18 protein-coding genes are annotated in these 17,013 nt (G+C 62.9%); 5 read left to right on the top strand and 13 right to left on the bottom strand.

Translation table 11 applies throughout. The features are described from left to right. The first annotated feature begins 30 nt into the window (after positions 1-30). Positions 31-945 (top strand): TIGR03619 family F420-dependent LLM class oxidoreductase, encoded by a 915-nt coding sequence (locus tag ACLP4W_RS10570; RefSeq protein WP_442386080.1) that lies wholly within the window; start codon positions 31-33, stop codon positions 943-945. 33 nt (positions 946-978) lie between these two features. Here the strand turns inward: ACLP4W_RS10570 and ACLP4W_RS10565 are convergent, their stop codons facing one another. Beyond that, on the bottom strand, positions 979-1,989 hold the full coding sequence (locus ACLP4W_RS10565) for a dihydrodipicolinate synthase family protein (RefSeq protein WP_442386079.1): 1,011 nt from the start codon (positions 1,987-1,989) through the stop codon (positions 979-981). Between the two features lie 283 nt (positions 1,990-2,272). Between ACLP4W_RS10565 and ACLP4W_RS10560 the strand changes: the two genes are divergently transcribed. Both ACLP4W_RS10560 and ACLP4W_RS10555 read left to right on the top strand, forming a co-directional pair. Continuing rightward, positions 2,273-3,463, top strand: a complete 1,191-nt coding sequence (locus ACLP4W_RS10560) for an amidohydrolase family protein (protein WP_442386100.1) — start codon at positions 2,273-2,275, stop codon at positions 3,461-3,463. A 20-nt stretch (positions 3,464-3,483) separates the two neighbouring features. Further along, entirely contained in the window at positions 3,484-4,329 is an 846-nt protein-coding gene (locus tag ACLP4W_RS10555) for an SDR family oxidoreductase (RefSeq protein WP_442386099.1), read from the top strand. 41 nt (positions 4,330-4,370) lie between these two features. Here ACLP4W_RS10555 and ACLP4W_RS10550 read toward each other — a convergent pair whose 3' ends face one another. From ACLP4W_RS10550 to ACLP4W_RS10535, 4 genes are all read right to left on the bottom strand, one after another. Continuing rightward, positions 4,371-5,561, bottom strand: a complete 1,191-nt coding sequence (locus ACLP4W_RS10550) for a CaiB/BaiF CoA transferase family protein (RefSeq protein ID WP_442386078.1) — start codon at positions 5,559-5,561, stop codon at positions 4,371-4,373. A 40-nt stretch (positions 5,562-5,601) separates the two neighbouring features. Continuing rightward, on the bottom strand, positions 5,602-5,904 hold the full coding sequence (locus ACLP4W_RS10545) for a hypothetical protein (RefSeq protein ID WP_442386077.1): 303 nt from the start codon (positions 5,902-5,904) through the stop codon (positions 5,602-5,604). A gap of 52 nt (positions 5,905-5,956) precedes the next feature. After that, a complete protein-coding gene (locus ACLP4W_RS10540; protein ID WP_442386076.1) occupies positions 5,957-7,165 on the bottom strand; it encodes a CaiB/BaiF CoA transferase family protein in 1,209 nt (402 codons plus the stop codon). 79 nt (positions 7,166-7,244) lie between these two features. Continuing rightward, entirely contained in the window at positions 7,245-7,448 is a 204-nt protein-coding gene (locus tag ACLP4W_RS10535) for a ferredoxin (protein WP_442386075.1), read from the bottom strand. Between the two features lie 594 nt (positions 7,449-8,042). On the opposite strand from ACLP4W_RS10535, the gene ACLP4W_RS10530 reads away from it, so the two are divergent. After that, entirely contained in the window at positions 8,043-9,212 is a 1,170-nt protein-coding gene (locus ACLP4W_RS10530) for an NDMA-dependent alcohol dehydrogenase (protein WP_442386074.1), read from the top strand. Between the two features lie 24 nt (positions 9,213-9,236). Here the strand turns inward: ACLP4W_RS10530 and ACLP4W_RS10525 are convergent, their stop codons facing one another. Together ACLP4W_RS10525 and ACLP4W_RS10520 are read right to left on the bottom strand one after the other, a co-directional pair. Next, on the bottom strand, positions 9,237-10,229 hold the full coding sequence (locus ACLP4W_RS10525) for a hypothetical protein (protein WP_442386073.1): 993 nt from the start codon (positions 10,227-10,229) through the stop codon (positions 9,237-9,239). 124 nt (positions 10,230-10,353) lie between these two features. After that, positions 10,354-11,400, bottom strand: a complete 1,047-nt coding sequence (locus ACLP4W_RS10520; protein ID WP_442386072.1) for an acyl-CoA dehydrogenase family protein — start codon at positions 11,398-11,400, stop codon at positions 10,354-10,356. A 186-nt stretch (positions 11,401-11,586) separates the two neighbouring features. Here ACLP4W_RS10520 and ACLP4W_RS10515 point away from each other — a divergent pair, with 186 nt between their 5' ends. Next, on the top strand, positions 11,587-12,738 hold the full coding sequence (locus tag ACLP4W_RS10515; RefSeq protein ID WP_442386071.1) for an acyl-CoA dehydrogenase family protein: 1,152 nt from the start codon (positions 11,587-11,589) through the stop codon (positions 12,736-12,738). Positions 12,739-12,818: 80 nt separating this feature from the next. On the opposite strand, the gene ACLP4W_RS10510 is transcribed toward ACLP4W_RS10515, so the two are convergent. From ACLP4W_RS10510 to ACLP4W_RS10485, 6 genes are read right to left on the bottom strand one after another with little or no spacing between them, the layout of a single operon-like run. Further along, a complete protein-coding gene (locus ACLP4W_RS10510) occupies positions 12,819-13,592 on the bottom strand; it encodes an SDR family oxidoreductase (RefSeq protein WP_442386070.1) in 774 nt (257 codons plus the stop codon). Positions 13,593-13,644: 52 nt separating this feature from the next. Further along, positions 13,645-14,406 carry a crotonase/enoyl-CoA hydratase family protein gene (locus ACLP4W_RS10505; RefSeq protein ID WP_442386069.1) on the bottom strand — a complete coding sequence of 254 codons (762 nt, stop codon included), beginning with the start codon at positions 14,404-14,406 and terminating at the stop codon, positions 13,645-13,647. A gap of 56 nt (positions 14,407-14,462) precedes the next feature. After that, positions 14,463-14,663 carry a ferredoxin gene (locus ACLP4W_RS10500; RefSeq protein WP_442386098.1) on the bottom strand — a complete coding sequence of 67 codons (201 nt, stop codon included), beginning with the start codon at positions 14,661-14,663 and terminating at the stop codon, positions 14,463-14,465. Positions 14,664-14,665: 2 nt separating this feature from the next. Next, positions 14,666-15,943, bottom strand: coding sequence for a cytochrome P450 (locus ACLP4W_RS10495; RefSeq protein ID WP_442386068.1), 1,278 nt, complete (start codon positions 15,941-15,943; stop codon positions 14,666-14,668). Then, complete coding sequence (locus tag ACLP4W_RS10490; RefSeq protein WP_442386067.1) at positions 15,940-16,758, bottom strand: coniferyl-alcohol dehydrogenase; 819 nt, start codon at positions 16,756-16,758, stop codon at positions 15,940-15,942. The genes ACLP4W_RS10495 and ACLP4W_RS10490 overlap by 4 nt, the downstream gene beginning before the upstream one ends. 31 nt (positions 16,759-16,789) lie before the next feature. Beyond that, a complete protein-coding gene (locus ACLP4W_RS10485) occupies positions 16,790-16,918 on the bottom strand; it encodes a hypothetical protein (RefSeq protein ID WP_442386066.1) in 129 nt (42 codons plus the stop codon). Between the last annotated feature and the right edge of the window lie 95 nt (positions 16,919-17,013).

Here is a 17,013-nt window from a genome sequence, read left to right as displayed (position 1 = left end):
CATGTTGCCGCAAACCGAAAGGACACCGTAGTGGATCTCCAATTCTCCTTCGAGCTACCAACTTTGCGCGTCGACGCGGTATCGGAATTCATCACCGCCGAGGCGATCGCCGAGATCGCAACAGCCGCGGAAAGTTGCGGCTACGGGGCTGTCCACGTGACCGACCATCCGGCGCCCGATTCGAAATGGCTCGACCACGGCGGCCACCATGCTTTGGACCCGTTTGTGGCGCTGTCCTTCGCTGCGGCATCCACCTCAACAATCCAACTCCTCACGAACATCTACGTCGCCGCCTACCGCAATCCCTTCCTGGGCGCGAAGTCCATCCAGAGTCTGGATGTGCTATCGGGCGAGCGCCTCATCCTGGGTATGGGTGCGGGCTACCTCAAGCCCGAGTTTCGGTCTCTGGGAATCGATTTCGACAGTCGCGGTGAGCGGCTAGAGGAGGCGATCGCCATCTTGTCCCGGCTCTACACAGGCGACGACATCGCCCACGAGGGCAGTGACTTCTCCGCTCGAGGCGTTCGCTTCCGTCCCCTGCCCACGCGCGGATCGCGGCCGCCAATCTGGATGGGCGGCAATAGTAAGGCCGCTGTGCGCCGCGCGGTGTCGCTGTGCGAGGGATGGGCGCCGTTCAACACCGCCGGCTACGAAGCAGCCTCACGGACAGCCGGCATCGCGAACCTCGACGAACTGGAGGCCGCGATCATCTGGGCTCGTCAGTACGCGGGGACGATCGGCCGCACCCGGCCGCTAGACATCTGCTTCTCGGCCGCGACCATGATCGACGGCAAGTCGGTCGATGAGCAGGCTGCAGTGCTGAACCGGCTTGCCGCGCTGGGTGTCACCTGGGTCATTGTCTCCGCCGTCGGCAACGACCGAGTCGAAGTGATCGCACGGATGCGCGAATTCGCTGATCGGTTCGTCGCGTTTGCGCCGAGCTAGCACCGCGGCGCCGTCACGCCCGACGCGACACGATCAGCCCTCGATCAGACCGAGCCGCACGTATGCCCTTTTCATCTGGTCCTTCGCCTGCTGCGGGATCTCGGCAGCCTGAGGGGGCCTGGTGTAGGGATAGGACCCCGGTGACAAGCCGAGTAGCGAGGTTGCGTACTTGTGCCCGGCCGCCCAGTGCGTGAAGTAGTCCGATCGCCCGGGATAGCAGGTCCACCAAGGGCCGCGGTCGACGTCGAACTGATCGAGGCCAGTGGTCTTGGCGTAGTCCATCGCCTCGACCAATTTGTCGTTCCAGATTAGTTCCCAGTACTCGGTAAGGATGCGCCGTTGCGGTGTCTCGAACAGATAGCCGACGGTGCCCAACTGCGCCGGGCCGACGATGCCCTCGCGCAACCAACCCGCCCGGTACACCGACACATCGCATTCCCAGATGACCAGTTCGGGTGCGAGATCGTGCAGAACGCGTGAGCAGAATGGACGGAACGCACCCTCCTTGGTGGCACACACGGCGGGAATCTCGTCGTAGATGCGGGCACTTTCGGCGGGAGTCAGGACATAGCCGCCCGACGGTGAGTTGAACATCCCCAGCGCGATATCGCTGCGATCAGCCACGTATTTGAAAAACCGCAACACGCCCTCGCCCGCGTGGACTTCCATCATCGGCGTCTGGATGTAGACGATGTCGGCGCCCGATTCCTGGGCGTGCTGGGTCAATTCCAGACAGTCTTTCGCCGATAGCGCGGCGGTGCACGCTTGGATGACGACGTCAGGGTTAATGGCGCGGGCCTCCTCGACCGCGACCTCCAGCAACCGCTTGCGCTCGGGAATGCTCAACGACCAGAACTCACCACATCCACTGGTGAGCCAAAGCATCGCGTGGCCGAGATCGCCGACGCAGTAGCGCACCAGTGCTCGATAAGCGTCCCAATCGATGTGGTCGCCGTCCTCACCGGCGAACGGTGTGATGAGCGAGTCCCCGATCCCCCGCAGGTTTTCGCGCGCCCATGCACGTGCGTCCTTCGCATTGACCATTGCCCAGTCCTTTCAAGCCGTCTCGCAGATTACTAACACGCCGCGGCGACACCCATCGGCCCCCTCAGACGCAACGTATCACTGCAGGCATAGCATTGAGAATGCGTCTTTCCGCCGACGAAAGAAGTGTCGTACCTTCAGCTGAACACCAGCCATGCCGGACTAGTTAGACGATCGGGTCTCGCCGCCAGTCATCCGGGTATCTTCGCGCCTGAGGTCGTGATATCTTATTCTCGTCTTAGAGAATAGTTACTCTCAGTTGTTGACCAGGAGGTTTTACTTCATGTCCCGGAATATCGGCTATCCGGTCTACGACGCCGACAACCATATGTACGAAACCCGCGACGCACTCACGAAGTACCTCCCGACGGAGTACCGGGGCAAGGTCAACTACGTCGAAGTCGATGGCCGCACAAAAATCATGTTCAACAACAAGATCAGCGAGATGATCCCCAACCCCACCTTCGGGCGTGTCGCGCGGCCGGGCAGCGCCGAAGACTACTTCCTCGGGCTCAATCCCGAGGGCAAATCGTTCCGCGAGTTCGTCGGCCAGGCCATGGACGTCATCCCCGCCTACCAGGAGCCCGGAGCGCGCCTGGAATTGATGGACGAACAGGGCATCACGGGGGCCGCCATGTACCCGACCCTGGCCAGCCTGGTCGAGGAACGCACCACCGATGACGTAATCCTGACCCACGCGATCATTCACGCGCTCAACCAGTGGATGCACGAACACTGGACCTTCGACTACAAAGGGCGCATCTTCGCGACCCCGGTAATCACCCTGGCCATCGTGGAAGAGGCCATTAAGGAACTGCACTGGTGCCTCGAGCGCGGCGCCCGCACCTTCCTGGTGCGCCCGGCCGCGGTGCCCTCAATCACGGGTAAGTCGCGGTCACTGGGCCTTCCTGAGTTCGATCCGTTCTGGGCCGAAGTGGTCGCCGCGGGCGTCCCGGTCACGTTCCACGCTTCGGACAGCGGTTACGCGAATCATCTGGCGGCCTGGGAAGGTGGTGATGAGCAACTGCCGTTCGCCATCAGCGGCCTGCGCGAAATCGTCATCGGCCATCGCGCCATCGAGGACACCCTGGCGGCTCTGATCTGTCACGGCGCGCTGTCACGCTTCCCCGACCTCAAGGTCATCTGCGTGGAGAACGGCTCCAGCTGGGTAAAGGGACTACTAGCGCAGCTCAAGAAGGCCTACGGCATGATGCCGCAGACCTTCCTCGAAGAACCGGTGGAAGTCTTCAAGCGCCAGCTCTACATTCACCCGTTCCTCGAGGACGACATCCACGAGATCCTCGACATCATGGGCGATGACCACGTGCTGTTCGGATCGGACTTCCCACACCCCGAAGGCGTCGGTGATCCAGTGAGTTTCGCCGACCGCATCGCGGATCTGCCGGCGGCCACGGTCGAAAAGATCATGGGCGGCAACCTTGCCGGGTTGCTCGGCGTCACGGCCAGCGTTTGAGCGACGTCGCCGACGTGTCGGTGAAGTCCATCTTCATCACAGGCGCGGCAAGTGGCATCGGACGCGCCGGAGCCGAGCTGTTTTTGTCCAACGGCTGGCGAGTCGGCGCGGTCGATCGTGATGCGGAGGGCCTGGCGTCGATCTCGGCCAACGGCAAGGCCGACCGCTTGTGGTCCCGCCAGATCGACGTGACCGACGCGGAGGCACTGAGATCCGGACTGGCGGCGTTTTGCGCCGACAACGCGCACGGTGGGCTGGACATGATGTGGAACAACGCTGGCATCGGCCAGTCCGGTTGGTTTGAGGATGTGCCCTACGACTTGGCGATGCGCGTCGTCGACATCAACTTGAAGGCCGTGCTGACCGGCGCCTCCGCATGCTTGCCGTATCTGAAGAAGTCGCCCGGTAGCATGATGTTCTCGACGTCGTCGTCGGCGGCCACCTATGGCATGCCGATGTCGGCGGTGTATTCGGCCACCAAGCACGGCGTCAAGGGGATGACCGAGGCCCTCAGCGTCGAGTGGAGCCGACACGGAATTCGAGTGGCCGATGTGCTGCCCGGATTCATTGACACCGCAATTCTGCGGACCACGCCCAACCACTCCAAGGGCGGACTGACGGTCACCGACGAGGAGCTCCAACAGGGCTTGCCCAAACGCGGCATGATGCGCATGATTCCGGCGTCAGCGGTTGCCGAGGCAGCATGGGCTGCCTACCACCATCCGCGTCGCCTGCATTGGTACGTCCCGTCGAGCATCCGTCTGCTCGACTGCCTGACAGGCCTGAGTCCAGAGTTCGTCCGGGGCAGAATTCGAAAAGCCCTGCTGACCAAGGCCGAAGAATTCATCGGACAAGCCAATACGTAAGCGGCGCCGTCTTCGGTGTCACGGTTCAGCCGGCGACATGATCATGCGATGGCGCCGGACTTGCGTAGGGCCGCGATGCCGTCGGCTGTCATACCCAATTCCTGCAGGACTTCGTCGGTGTGCTGGCCGATTTGAGCGCAACCTGCCTTGAATTCGGTTGGCGTGCCCGAGAAGCGCACGGGAGATCTCGGTTGCCGTATCCATCCGGCCTCGGGGTGTTCCCATTCAACCAGCGCCTCGTTGGCAATGATCTGCTCGTTGACAGGCACCTCGGTGGGTTCCAGGATCGGTCCGCAGGGCACGTCATTTTCGGCTAACCGGGCAAGCACCTCGTCACGACGGACCTTGGCGAACTCGTCGACGATGATGCGGCCCAAGGCCTCGAAATTCTCCGGTTGGGTAAGTGCCTCACTGGTGGAAAACCGCGGATCATCGCACAGGTCACCGCGATTCAATGCGCGCAGCACACCCCGCAGCTGAGTGTTGTTGGCACAGAAGTAGATGAGCTTGGCGTCGATGCAATCCGTTAGCTGGTAGATATCGACGACTCGCAGGCCACTCGACACGCCCTCGCCGAGCAGCGTGTAGTCCATCATCAGGTCCGGCCAGCTCAGATAGAGCGCGGTGTCGAGCATCGACAGTTCGACATGCTGGCCTTCACCGGTGCGTTCCCGGCAGAACAACGCGGCAAGTATCGATTGGGTAGCCATCTGTGCCGCCCATTTATCGGCGATGACCATACGAACGAGATCCGGTAGCGGAATGGCTTCGCTCTTCTGCCGCGCCACGATCCCAACGAGGCCCTGGATCACCGGATCGAGGACCGGCCGCTGCGCCCACGGCCCCGCAGTTCCGTACCCGCTGATCGAGCAATACACGATCGACGCATTGCGGTTCTTGCATTCCGCGTAACCGACTCCCAGGCGATCAGCAACGCCCGGGCGCATGTTCTGTACAACTACGTCTGCCCGCTCGGCAAGGTCCAGCGCGATCTCGCGGCCCGCTTGGGAGCGGATGTCGAGGCTGATCACTCGCTTGCCGCGATTGTTGTTGAGGTAGAGGGAAGGTAGACCGCCGCGGGCGAAAAGCCCCGTTCTCAGCGGATCGGTCGCTTCAGTGGGCTCGACCTTGATCACGTCGGCACCGAGGTCACTAAGCATCATCGCCGAGTACGGACCGGAAACGATCTGACTGAGATCGAGCACCCGCACCCCATCGAGCGGACCACTCATTCCAGCTCCTCGCTTATCAGTACTTCGCAGGGCCAGCGGGTCAGTCACTCGCCGGAAGGGTCTTGCTCTCCTTGACCTGCAGGAGCGTCCCCCCGACACTAAGTGCGCCGACGCCGCCCTTCGTGACGAGCACTTCGGCCCCCGTTTCATCCACGTAACGCTTGCCCATAACAGCGCCCCCGGCGAATGCGGGGTCCAAAGTCGCACCGCCACTGAGTTCAGCACCGAGGGCAACCATCGGCGCACCCCCACAGCGCAGGTCATCGAGGCTAGCCGAGGCCTTCACCACGATCACCATGGCGTCACAGACTTGACTACGTAAACGCGTACCGTTCCTGATCATTTCGTTCCCATCCCGTCCGTTGCCACAATGTCCGCGGGCAGTGCTCGGTTGTTCACAGCACTGCTCCCTCATCCTTGAGTTGCTGGATGCGGTCCCAGTCCAACCCCGCGTCCATCAGGATCTCCTCGGTGTGTTGACCATGCTCGGGCGCACCCGGAGGTACCACCTGCTGCTCGTCGAACTGCACCGGATTGACCGCCAATTCGAATGGCACCCCGTCCATCGTGGCTGTCTTGGCGATGTACCCGTTGGCCACGGATGCGGGGTCCTCGCAAACCTCTCCTGGGGTCTGCACTACGCCCCACGCACCTGAGAGGCCTGCGAGTGCGGTCCGCCACTCGGCTAGGCTGCGCTTGGCGAAGGCCTCGTCGATCATCCTGATGAGCTCCACGCGATTGTCGTAGCGCTGCAGCGGTGTCGAGAAGCGTTCGTCGTTGAGCACATCGGCCAGGCCGATATCGGTCATGGCTTCGGCAAAGAACTTATCGAGCTGCAACATCATGAGGGTGACGTATCGCCCATCGCTCGTTCGGTAGTTGTTCACCAACGGGTTTGGAGCCTCGGCATGACTGAACATCGGTGCCGGTGAGCCATCGTTGAGCCGACTCACGGCGATATCGGGGCCCAAATTCCACGCCGCCAACCCCACCAGCGATACATCCACAACCGAACCGACTCCGGTGGTAGCGCGCTTGTACAGCGCGGCCGCGATGCCGCCGGCGATCGTCATACCGCCAAGAAGGTCTCCGAACGCCGGGCGGGACCGCACCAGTTCGGGAACCCCCTCCGTGGCCGCGGTCAGCGCAGTCGCGATCCCACCGCGGGACCAATACGAGACCCCGTCGTATCCTGGTTTGTCGCTATCGGGCCCCTTTGGTCCGTGGCCCGAGCCGCGGACATAGACGATGTTGGGGTTGACCGCACGGATGTCGTCGACGTCGAAACCGAGGCGCTCGCGGCGGCTGGGAAGGTAACTCGTCAGAAAGACATCGGCGGTCTTGGCCAGCTCGAGCAGAACTTCGCGTCCACCCGGCGTCCGCAGATCGATGCCGATTGACTTCTTTCCACGGTTCGGCACTTCGATCATGTAGTTGACCTGCGCGCCTCCCTGGACGATCCCCGAGGTCACCAAACCGCGTTGAGGATCGCCGCCCTCCCGCGGCTCGACTTTGATGACCTCGGCACCCCACTCGGCAAGCACGGCACCCGCCGACGGCACGAACGTCCACGCGGCGACCTCGAGAACGCGAACGCCGTTCAAGACCCTGTTGTCGCTGTTGCCGCTAATGATGCGCCTCCGCTTCTGTTGCCGACCAAGGAGAAAACACTGTCGCGCGCCATCAAGTCGTGTCGCGAACAACGATGATCGCGTGCTCGGGGCAGGCCTCGGATGCTTCGATCACTTCATCCTCTCGGTCGGCAGACACGAATTCTTCTCTCGCCGCTGCGTGGGCCCCGTCATCACTAAGTTCGAAGGAATCGGGAGCCAGCATCACGCACACCATGTGCCGCTGGCACCGAGTGTTGTCGACTCTGAGCTTCATCTCTGCGGCGCCTCCTGTCGCAGACGACGAGGACGCCCGGGGAGGACGCCGGCCTCGCTCCCTATGCGCTTCCGCGGATCCTCTTTCGTCGTCGGCCCATGGCATCCCATCGATACTGGCGCACCAGCACGCATAAAGTACCTGTTCTCTAAATAGAGAATATCGGCTTTCACATCGACCGCCTGTTCCTGGCAGGCCCACACAATGGTTGTGTTGTGGTTAGACGGGAGGAGATGGCACATGACGACGTCGCGTCCAAGGATGTCGTCGTAGCCGCCTCCATCCACAACAAACCACCACCCACCCCCGGCCACCCTAACCAACTCACCACATAACTGTCAATAAACGACATATGTCGCTTACTGCCAAGGGGGTGGCTTCGCTGTTCGATACCTGTCATCAATCGCAAGACGATCGCCCAACTGCCGCAATGACCAGCGGTTTCTCGTGATTGGACCGCGCTTGAGGGCTCCGCATAGCCATTGCTCACGCCGGCCGATCGGCCGCCGCCCTTGACCGCGTCGGCTACCATCACCCTGACAGTCGTTGTCAGACAGGGAAATTCCCTCGCATCAAGGAAATGGAGCACCCACGGTGAAATCGGAAGCGGCGATTCTCCCCGGTGTCGGGCACGACTGGGAAGTCTGCGAAATTGATCTGGACCAGCCTCGCGCGAACGAAGTTCTGGTGCGGATGCGGGTTGCTGGCATCTGCCATTCCGACGATCACTTCGGAACCGGCGACGCAGTGCCCCCGCCTGAGATGGCCGACATGATGCGCGCCTTCGGAATCGAACCTCCCGACTACTTCCCCCTGATCGGCGGTCACGAAGGCGCGGGCGTCGTCGAAGCGGTCGGCCCGAACGTGACAGGACTGCGACCCGGCGATCACGTCGGCATGTCCTTCATACCCGCATGCGGTAAATGCCGGTGGTGCGTTACAGGACAGACGTTCATCTGCGACGTCGGTGCGTACATGTTCTCCAAAGAGATGACCACGGATTTGACTCCGAGACGCCGGCTGGGCGAACAGCTTCTGACCGCGATGACCCAACTCGGGACGTTTTCGCAGTACGTCGTCGTTTCCCAGGACTCGGTCATCAAGCTGGACAAATCAATCCCGTTTCACGCCGCTGCCCTGGTGTCGTGCGGCGTAACCACCGGTTGGGGTTCGGCGACGGTGTCGGCCGGCACTGAAACCGGCGACACCGTGGTGGTGATCGGCACCGGTGGTGTCGGCATGAACGCCGTGCAGGGCGCTCGCGCGGCAGGCGCCAGAAACGTCGTGGCAGTGGATCCCACTGAGTTCAAACGAGAGCTAGCACCCACATTCGGCGCGACGCACACCTGTGCGTCCGCAGAGGCGGCGATCGAGATGGTCCGCGAGATCACCGCCGGCGTGATGGCAGATCGGGTCATCGTCACCGTTGGCGTCGTACGCGGCGAAAATATCCCGGTCGCGATGATGTTGACCCGCAAGGGCGGGACCTGCGTGGTCGTTGGAATGGCGCCGTTCACGGAGCTCTCAGTGCCGTTCTCACTGGCCGATCTCGTCGGCAACCACAAAAGCCTCAAAGGTGCGCTTTACGGGGGCATGAATCCCCGCGCGAGCATGCCGAAACTGTTGTCGCTGTACCAGTCCGGTTCGCTACTGCTCGATGAACTCGTGACGCGCCGCTACCGCCTCGAGGAAATCAACCAGGCCTTGGCCGACCTACGCCAGAGCCGCAACATCAGGGGCATCATCGAATTTCCGGAGGCCTAATTCGGCCGGCTGCCAAGGACCCGATCAGAGTCCTCGAGCCAGTCGATAGGGCTCCATGACCAGCTTCAGGATCTCGGGCGTCATCATGCCGCCGGCATACTCCACCCAGCACCAGCTGCGCGAAGGCTGCCTACCCGATGAACTTTTCACCAGCCTTCCGAAGAAGTGCACGAAGCTGCCGCTGGTGTCGAACACGAAGGAGTACGTGTCGTCACCGACGCTGGTGTCCAGGGCGATGATCTTCCCGCCATCGTCGAACGTGGGCTTAGCGACGAAGTCGTTGTGGGCGGTCGTCACCCCATTCTTCAGCCGATAGCCGGGCCCGAAGTCGAGGCCGTCCCGGCCCTGCCAGAAACATCCGCCGCCGACCTCGCCGTCGCTGTACTCGTGCATCCACGACACCCACATCCCCTGCAGGGCAAGGGCGATCGGCAGTTCGGCGTAGACCTTTCCCTGCGGACCGTAGGCGTAGTCCTGGTGCATGAACCCCGAGACGTCGACACCGTCGATCCTGCCGTGGGCCGTCATCAACTCGTGGCGGTAATACACCTGCTCGTCGACTCCCGGCTGGGCCGGGACGTGCACCACGAAGACATCGGTGACCGTGCGTCCGTGCAGCTCCCACCTGCCGCTCGCGTCGTACCAGTGACACCCGTCGGCGTCTCTTTCGACACGTCCGCTGCCGAACGTCAACTGGACACGCTCGCCGCTGTCGACGTACTGGACGGGCTCATACCAGTCGACCGAGGAATATTCGGCGAACAAGTGCGGCGGATTGGCATCCAAAGACCGCTCGAGCTTGCGGAAGCCGCAGATGGGTGACACCACGTGCGTCATGCCGACGAGGAAGTCATCGGCCCCGCGCACTCCCCAGTAGTCCTGCCCCGCGGCATCAGAGACCACCGCCCCGATCCACATGCCCGCCAAGCCCACCCCGGGCCCCGGTGACCATCCTCTTCGATAGTGATCCAGCGATGTTGGTTCGGCGCGGACCTCAAAGTCGACGTTTGCGGGCACGGGGATCTCCTCTTGACTGCGTTGTCAATGACGACGTGAACAACTGCGGCGCGACGATACACGGAAACTCACATGATCGTGTTTGAGAACACACGCTATCACCCGGCTCCGCGACGCACCCCGATCACCCCATCGAACGCAAATCGCCGCCCGTGCCATAGCGTTTGGCTGCAACTCGGTCGAGTGCGACGTTCGCAGCACCGAAGACATTGGCCCAACAGCGCGTGCGCCGATAGAACAGCTGAATGTCCTGCTCCATGGTGAAGCCGTAGCCACCGTGGAAGTGAACACCGCGTTGTGTGACATCACGCGCCGATTCGTATGCGAAGGCGAACGCCATCGCCGCCAATTCGCTGTCTCGGTCGGGCTCGTCGACATCCGCGCACGCGGCTCGATAGGCGAGCAAACGGGCACCATCGACGGCCGTCGCGCTGTCGGCAAGCCGGTGTGACACAGCCTGGAATGCTCCGATCGGCGTGCCGAACGCCTTGCGTTGGTTCGCGTAATCGACGGTGATCTCCAGCGCGCGCGCCGCAGCGCCCACCAGCGCCGCGGAGGTCAGGACAAGCCAGCAGTCGATAGCCCTATCGAACAGGCGCGCCGCGCCCGGAGCTTGGGCGATCACGGCCGGATCAGCCGGAACGTCGACATCGGCCAGTGGCATAGCACCGAGATTGCTCACCACCGTTCGGTTGTCCCCAAGGCGCGCAAAGACCAACTGGTCGTCGACCAGCGCCACCACCGCATCAGCGACCGCACCTCCCGGCACCAGGCCGAGTCGGCCCCTGACCGACGGGCGCGGAGCGAAGGTCACCAGCTGGTCAGCCTCCAGCGCCGACGCGAGCGCGGTGGCCGCCGCCTCGTTGCCCTGTCGTGCACAGTCCCGAAGCACACTCACGGCTACCTGCGCCTCCACCATCGGCGCCGAACCGAGGGCTCTGCCGAACTGTTCGGCCACCAACGCCAGCTCGACCCGGCCGGCCCCCCATCCGCCAGCCTCCTCGTCGACGGCCATGTGCAAAACACCCGCCTCCATGAGCCCGGCCCACAGTTTAGGGTCGAATCCCGTCGGCTCCGCGGACCTGACCCGTTCGCAGTTGGACTCCCGCGCGAACAGCCGCGCGAAAGACTCGACCAGCTGGCATTGCTCGTCAGTGAGGGCAAGGTCCATGGGTCAACTCTCCTCCACGTGCGTACCGAAGCGACACAACGCATCTCACAATAGGTTGGCCAGCGCCTGTCGCGGCCACCGGTTCCGCGACGGCCTTGGCGAGCGCCCGCCCCGTATGGGAGAATGCTTCCTCTCACACAGAGTAGTACGGAGGATCAATGGCATCGAACCTCGGGACCCGTTGACATGCGCATGCGACTGGATCCCGAACTCGAGCGATTCCAGGCCGAGGTGCGCGCGCACATCTCCTCGGCGATGACGCCGGAACTCGAGGAAAAGATCTACACCACCGGCGTATACCACGACCCCGAGTTCACCGCTGGGCTCGCCCAAAAGGGTTGGTATGCAGCCGATCTAGCCGACGGGCAGCGCCTTAGCCCGTTCCAGACTCAGATCCTCATCGCCGAACTTCACCGAGCCGACGCGCCGATGTACCTCGGGGAGACGACTCGCATGGTCGCGTCGGTCGTCCGCCAGGTGGGCACTGCCTTCGTTCGAGAACGCGTACTGGAAGGGGCCGCAAGCGGCGACGTGACGATCGCGCTGGGCTTCAGCGAGCCCGAATGCGGATCGGATGTCGCGGCAGCCTCCACGCGCGCCGTGCGGGACGGCGACCACTGGGTGATCAACGGTTCGAAGATGTTCACCACCAATGGGCACATCGCCGACTACGTCTTCTTGTTGACACGCACCGACCCGTCGGTGCCAAAGCACAAGGGGCTAACGATGTTCCTCGTTCCGACCGCATCCGACGGTTTCGATGCGCAAGCGGTGTGGACACTCTCGGGGGAACGGACCAACATCACGTTCTACAGCGACCTTCGCATCAGCGATCAATGGCGCATCGGCGAAGTGAATGGGGGGTGGCAAGTCCTGCTGCTCGCACTGGAGGACGAACATGCCTCGGGGTGGGGCCCGCACATTGCCCGACTGCTGCAGCATGCTGAGAAGTGGGCGGCCGAAACAACGGACCCCTCGGGCACCGCACGCATCGAGGACCCTGACGTGCGGCGGCGACTCGCGCGCGCAGCCATTGAGGTCGAGGTCTCCTCGCTGTTGCTGTACCGCTGCGCGTGGCTGGACGAGACCGGACAGAAATCGACCGCCGAAGGCCCAATGTCGAAGCTGTTCAGCACCGAAGCGCTCGAACGCGCAAGCCAAGACCTCAACGACATGGTCGGCCCCGATGCCCTTCGAAACCCATTCGACCCGACGGCGCCGCAGAACGGACAGCTCCAACAGATCATGCGGTTCTCTTTAGGAACAACGATCTACGCGGGAACCAGCGAGGTCCAGCGCACCATCATCGCGCAACGCGGACTCGGACTACCGCGCTAGGACTTCGTTAGCCATGTCGCCAGCAAAGCCTGGCGCGGCGGCGGCCGTCTGCCACCACGCCAGGCCGAGCCGCACGAAGCCTACTTCGGCTGAAAACGCTGCGCCCCGTCCATGCGGATGACTTCGCCGTTGACGTAGGTGTTCTCCAGCAGGTGCTGCGCGAGCAACGCGTACTCCGACGGCTTGCCCAAGCGCTTCGGGAAGGGAATCGCGGCGGCGAACTTCTGCAATCCCTCCTCGCCGAACAGCTCCATCAGCGGCGTGCGGATCGTGCCCGGTGCAATGGTGTTGACGCGAATGCCGACCGCCGCAAGATCGCGAGCGGAGACCAGGGTCAGCCCGATGACGCCGCCCTTGGCCGAGGCATAGGCCGATTGCCCCATCTGCCCTTCGTATCCGGCGATCGAGGCGGTCATCACCACCGCGCCACGCTCCCCGTCGTCGGTGTACGGCGAAAGCTTGGCGATGCGCGCGGCCGCGAGCCGTAAGACGTTGTAGGTGCCGGTCAGGTAGAGATCGATGGTCTTTTTGAACCCGTCCATCGACGCCGGTTCGCCATCGCGATTAATCACCTTCTCCGCGACCCCGAAACCGCCATGCGCAATCACCGCATAGCGAAACTCGCCGAGCTGCCCGGCAGTGTCCAGCGCGGCGTCGACCGAGCCGTCATCGAGTACGTCCGTGTGGACATAGGCCACCGAGCCACCCAGCTCGTCGGCGAGCGCCTTACCTTTATCATCGGCGATGTCGGCGATGACGACGCTTGCACCCGCCTCCTTAAGTTGGCGGACGGTGGCCTCGCCCAGGCCGCCCGCTCCACCCGTTACCAGGACCACCTTGCCTGTCAACGACATTCGATATTCCTCTCCATTTAGACTGCTGGTCTCGGCTCGCCCTTTGAATGGCTTACGAACCGGTCCACTTCGGTTCCCGCTTCTCGGCGAATGCCCTCGGCCCCTCCTGCGCATCCTTGCTGGTGAACACCGGGATGAGATATTCCATCTGGCGCTGCCACATCTCCGACGAAGACCAGTCGGATGAGTTGATGACGATCTCCTTGCTCGCTGCGATGGCTAGTGGACCGTTCTTGGTGATCCGCTCCGACAGCTTCAGCGCCTCTTCGAGCGCGTGGCCGTCCTCGGCGAGCACGTTGACGAACCCGAAGGCCAGGCCCTCCTCCCCGGTGAAGGTGTCCCCGGTGAGGATGAGTTCCATAGCCTTCTGGTAGGGGATGCGATGCTGCAGCCGAAGCAGCCCCCCGCCGCCCGCGACAAGTCCGCGTTTGACCTCCGGCAGGCCGAATCTCGCTGACTTGGCCGCCACGATCAAATCGGTGGCAAGGACAAGTTCGGTGCCGCCGGCGACAGCATGGCCCTCCACCGCCGAGATGATCGGTTTCCTCGGCAACTTCTCTGTGAAACCGAGCCCGCGACCCTCGATGGCGGGGAACTCCCCAGCAGAAAACGCCTTCAAATCCATTCCAGAGCAGAAGGTTCCGCCCGCTCCGGTGAGAACCGCGACCGACAGTTCCGGGTTGGCATCCAGTTCATCAACCGCGTCCGCCAACCCCTGGCTTACGGCCAGATTGGCGGCGTTTTTGGCTTCCGGCCGGTTGATAGTGATCACCAGGGCTCGTCCGTGACGCTCGGTCAGCACTTCGTCTGCCATGTACTTCCTTCGGATCGGGCCGGCCGTGGCACGCCGGCGATACTGCAGATTGGAGCTCAACTCTCCGAGCGGACCCGGATCGCGCCCGTCGGACAGCGCGCTACCGCCTGTGTGACAGCGCCTTCACGTTCGTCGGGGACCACGTCGGTGACCGGCGTCATCACCCCGTCGTCGCCGACGCGAAACACGTCTTCGGCGAGCGATTCGCAGATACCGCTCCCGATGCAGGAGTCCTGGTCGAATTCGACGCGTACCATGGTCACTCCACCAGCCTGACGGACATGTGCTTGATGCCGTAGATCAGATTGCTGTGAAGATACTTTGGCTCACCCAGCTGCACGGGCGGTAGGCGCGTGAGCAACTGGTGAAACAGGTGCCGCAACTGCATCTTTGCCACCTGGGCGCCGAGGCAGAAGTGCGCGCCCCCACCACCGAATCCGACATGTGGATTGTGTGTCCGGGTGATGTCAAACTCCCTCGGCCGGTCGAACACCGCCTCGTCACGATTCCCCGAGCAGTAGAACAGCGCAATCTTTTCGCCCTTCGCGATCTGCTGACCACCAAGTTCGGTATCTTCCAACGCGGTTCGCGCGAAGGCGACTACCGGATTGGACCAGCGCACCAGCTCGTCCACGGCCGCATCGATGCGATTGTCGAAATCTTCGAGCAGCCAAGCCATTCGCTCCGAGTGTTCGACAAGCGCCTTGAAACCATGGGACGTCGTCTGTTTGGTGGTGTCGTTGCCCGCCGACGCCAATAGCACCATGAACGAGCCGATGTCGTTATCCGTTAGGCTCTCACCGTCAACCTCCGCATTGACCAGTCGGGTCATGAGATCGTCGGCCGGTTCGGCGCGCCGGCGCTTCGCCAACTCAGTCCCAGTGGTATTCAGGAACGTCAGCTGGGCGAACATATGCGTCGCGATCTCTTCGGTGTTCGCGTACTCGGCATCCGTGCCGCCGAAGAGCGCCTCCGCGGCATACGCGACCGCTTCCCGGTCAGCGGGGTCGATGCCGATCATGTCGGAGACGGTGCGCATGGGCAGCTTGGCCGAGCATTCCGTGACGAAGTCGAGTTCTTCACCGCTGTGCAGCTTTTCGAGAAGTCCGTCAACGATCTCGGCGGCATTGGCGCGGATCTGGTCTTCGATCAAACGCACCTGCCGCGGAGTGAACACCGAGCTGATCAGCCGGCGGTACCGAGATTGGTCCGGGGGGTCCATCGCCAGAAAGAAGGTGCTGATCTGTTGTACCTCGGCGGGAAGGTAATCAATGCTGATGCCGAAGCGCGATCCGAACAGTTCGTTGTGCTGGCTGGCGTACTTGATGTCCGCGTGCCTGGTGACCGCCCAGTAGCCAGTCTCCTCGGATGGAAAGATCGACGACATCGGGCGGTGCCAGCTGAGGCCGGGTTCTGCGCGGAGCGTGGCGAAGGTCTCGTCTCGCTTCGCGAAGTCGAGATCCCAGAAGTCAGAGGCGGATAGGTCGAGCGGGTGGTAGGGGTGCGGGGACCTTACAGAGTGGTCATCAACAGTCATACTTCCTCCCAAGAGCGCTTCGTGGTCCACACCGCAACCAGCGCGGATGCCAGCATTGAGTTCGCGAATCCGCCGTCGATCTGAATGTCTTGACCGACAACCCAACTGGCAGCCGATGACGCGAGGAATGCGATCACGGGCGCGATGTCGGCCACGGTCGCGTGCCGCCCCACAGTAGTCCGGGCGATGTCAAGGATGTCCTTGCCCATCGACTGCTCGAAGTCGCGCAGGATGGGCGTCTCGACGGGTCCCGGGCTGACCGTGTTGACCCGAACGCCGTGCTGGCTTCTGGCCGTCGCCGCGAATTGCTTCGCGAACACGATGAGGGCCTCTTTGGAGGTGCTGTATACCGGGTAGTTCGGATCCTGTTCTGCCTGCCAGGCGGCCACGTCGGCGGCGGTTGTAGCGCGGAGAAGCCCGGCAATGTCGGCAGCGCGCTGTTGCCAAGCCAGTCCGGCGATCGAACCGACCCCGATGATCGACCCGCCCGGTCGCAGCAATCCCGCCATGCCCTCGGCCATCAATCGAAACCCGAGGTAGTTGACCGTCAGCACGTCGAGCGGGGGATGGGTACCCGGCACCCCCGCCACATGAGCAAGCACATCCCAGCCGGATCCCAGACCAGCCAGCAGTGCAGCGATCTCGGCGGGATTCCGTAAATCGACCTGCGCGAAGTCATCCGCGGGCAGATCACCTCCCGGACGGCGATCGACCGCCAGAACGTAGTCACCATTGGCGCGAAATAACGTGGACGTCGCCGCGCCGATACCCGATGCCGCCCCGACGACAACGATCCGTCGCTGGCCGGAGCTCACGGCAGTCGCCTCTCTTTGAGTAAGTCGGTGCTCACGGCAGTGCGATGCTGGCTGCGCTGGGTGAACTAGTTTGGGCGATCCGGTACTGCACCTTTTCGTTGCCCCCACCGCCGTTGCCGTCCAAGTTGTCCTGAGTGACCAGCGAGGTTTTCTCGGTCATCGGCGACCCTCTCCCAAACTCACGGGGAAACAACACCCAACACATGACCGCGCGGCATCGGATCGGCACGCTCGGCAACCCGAACCCTAGTGGCC

It is taken from the genome of Mycobacterium sp., assembly GCF_052145595.1.
In the GTDB taxonomy this organism is placed as follows: Bacteria; Actinomycetota; Actinomycetes; order Mycobacteriales; family Mycobacteriaceae; genus Mycobacterium.
The sequence above is the reverse complement of the archived record's forward strand: the minus strand, read 5'-3'. Positions and strand labels throughout refer to the sequence as shown.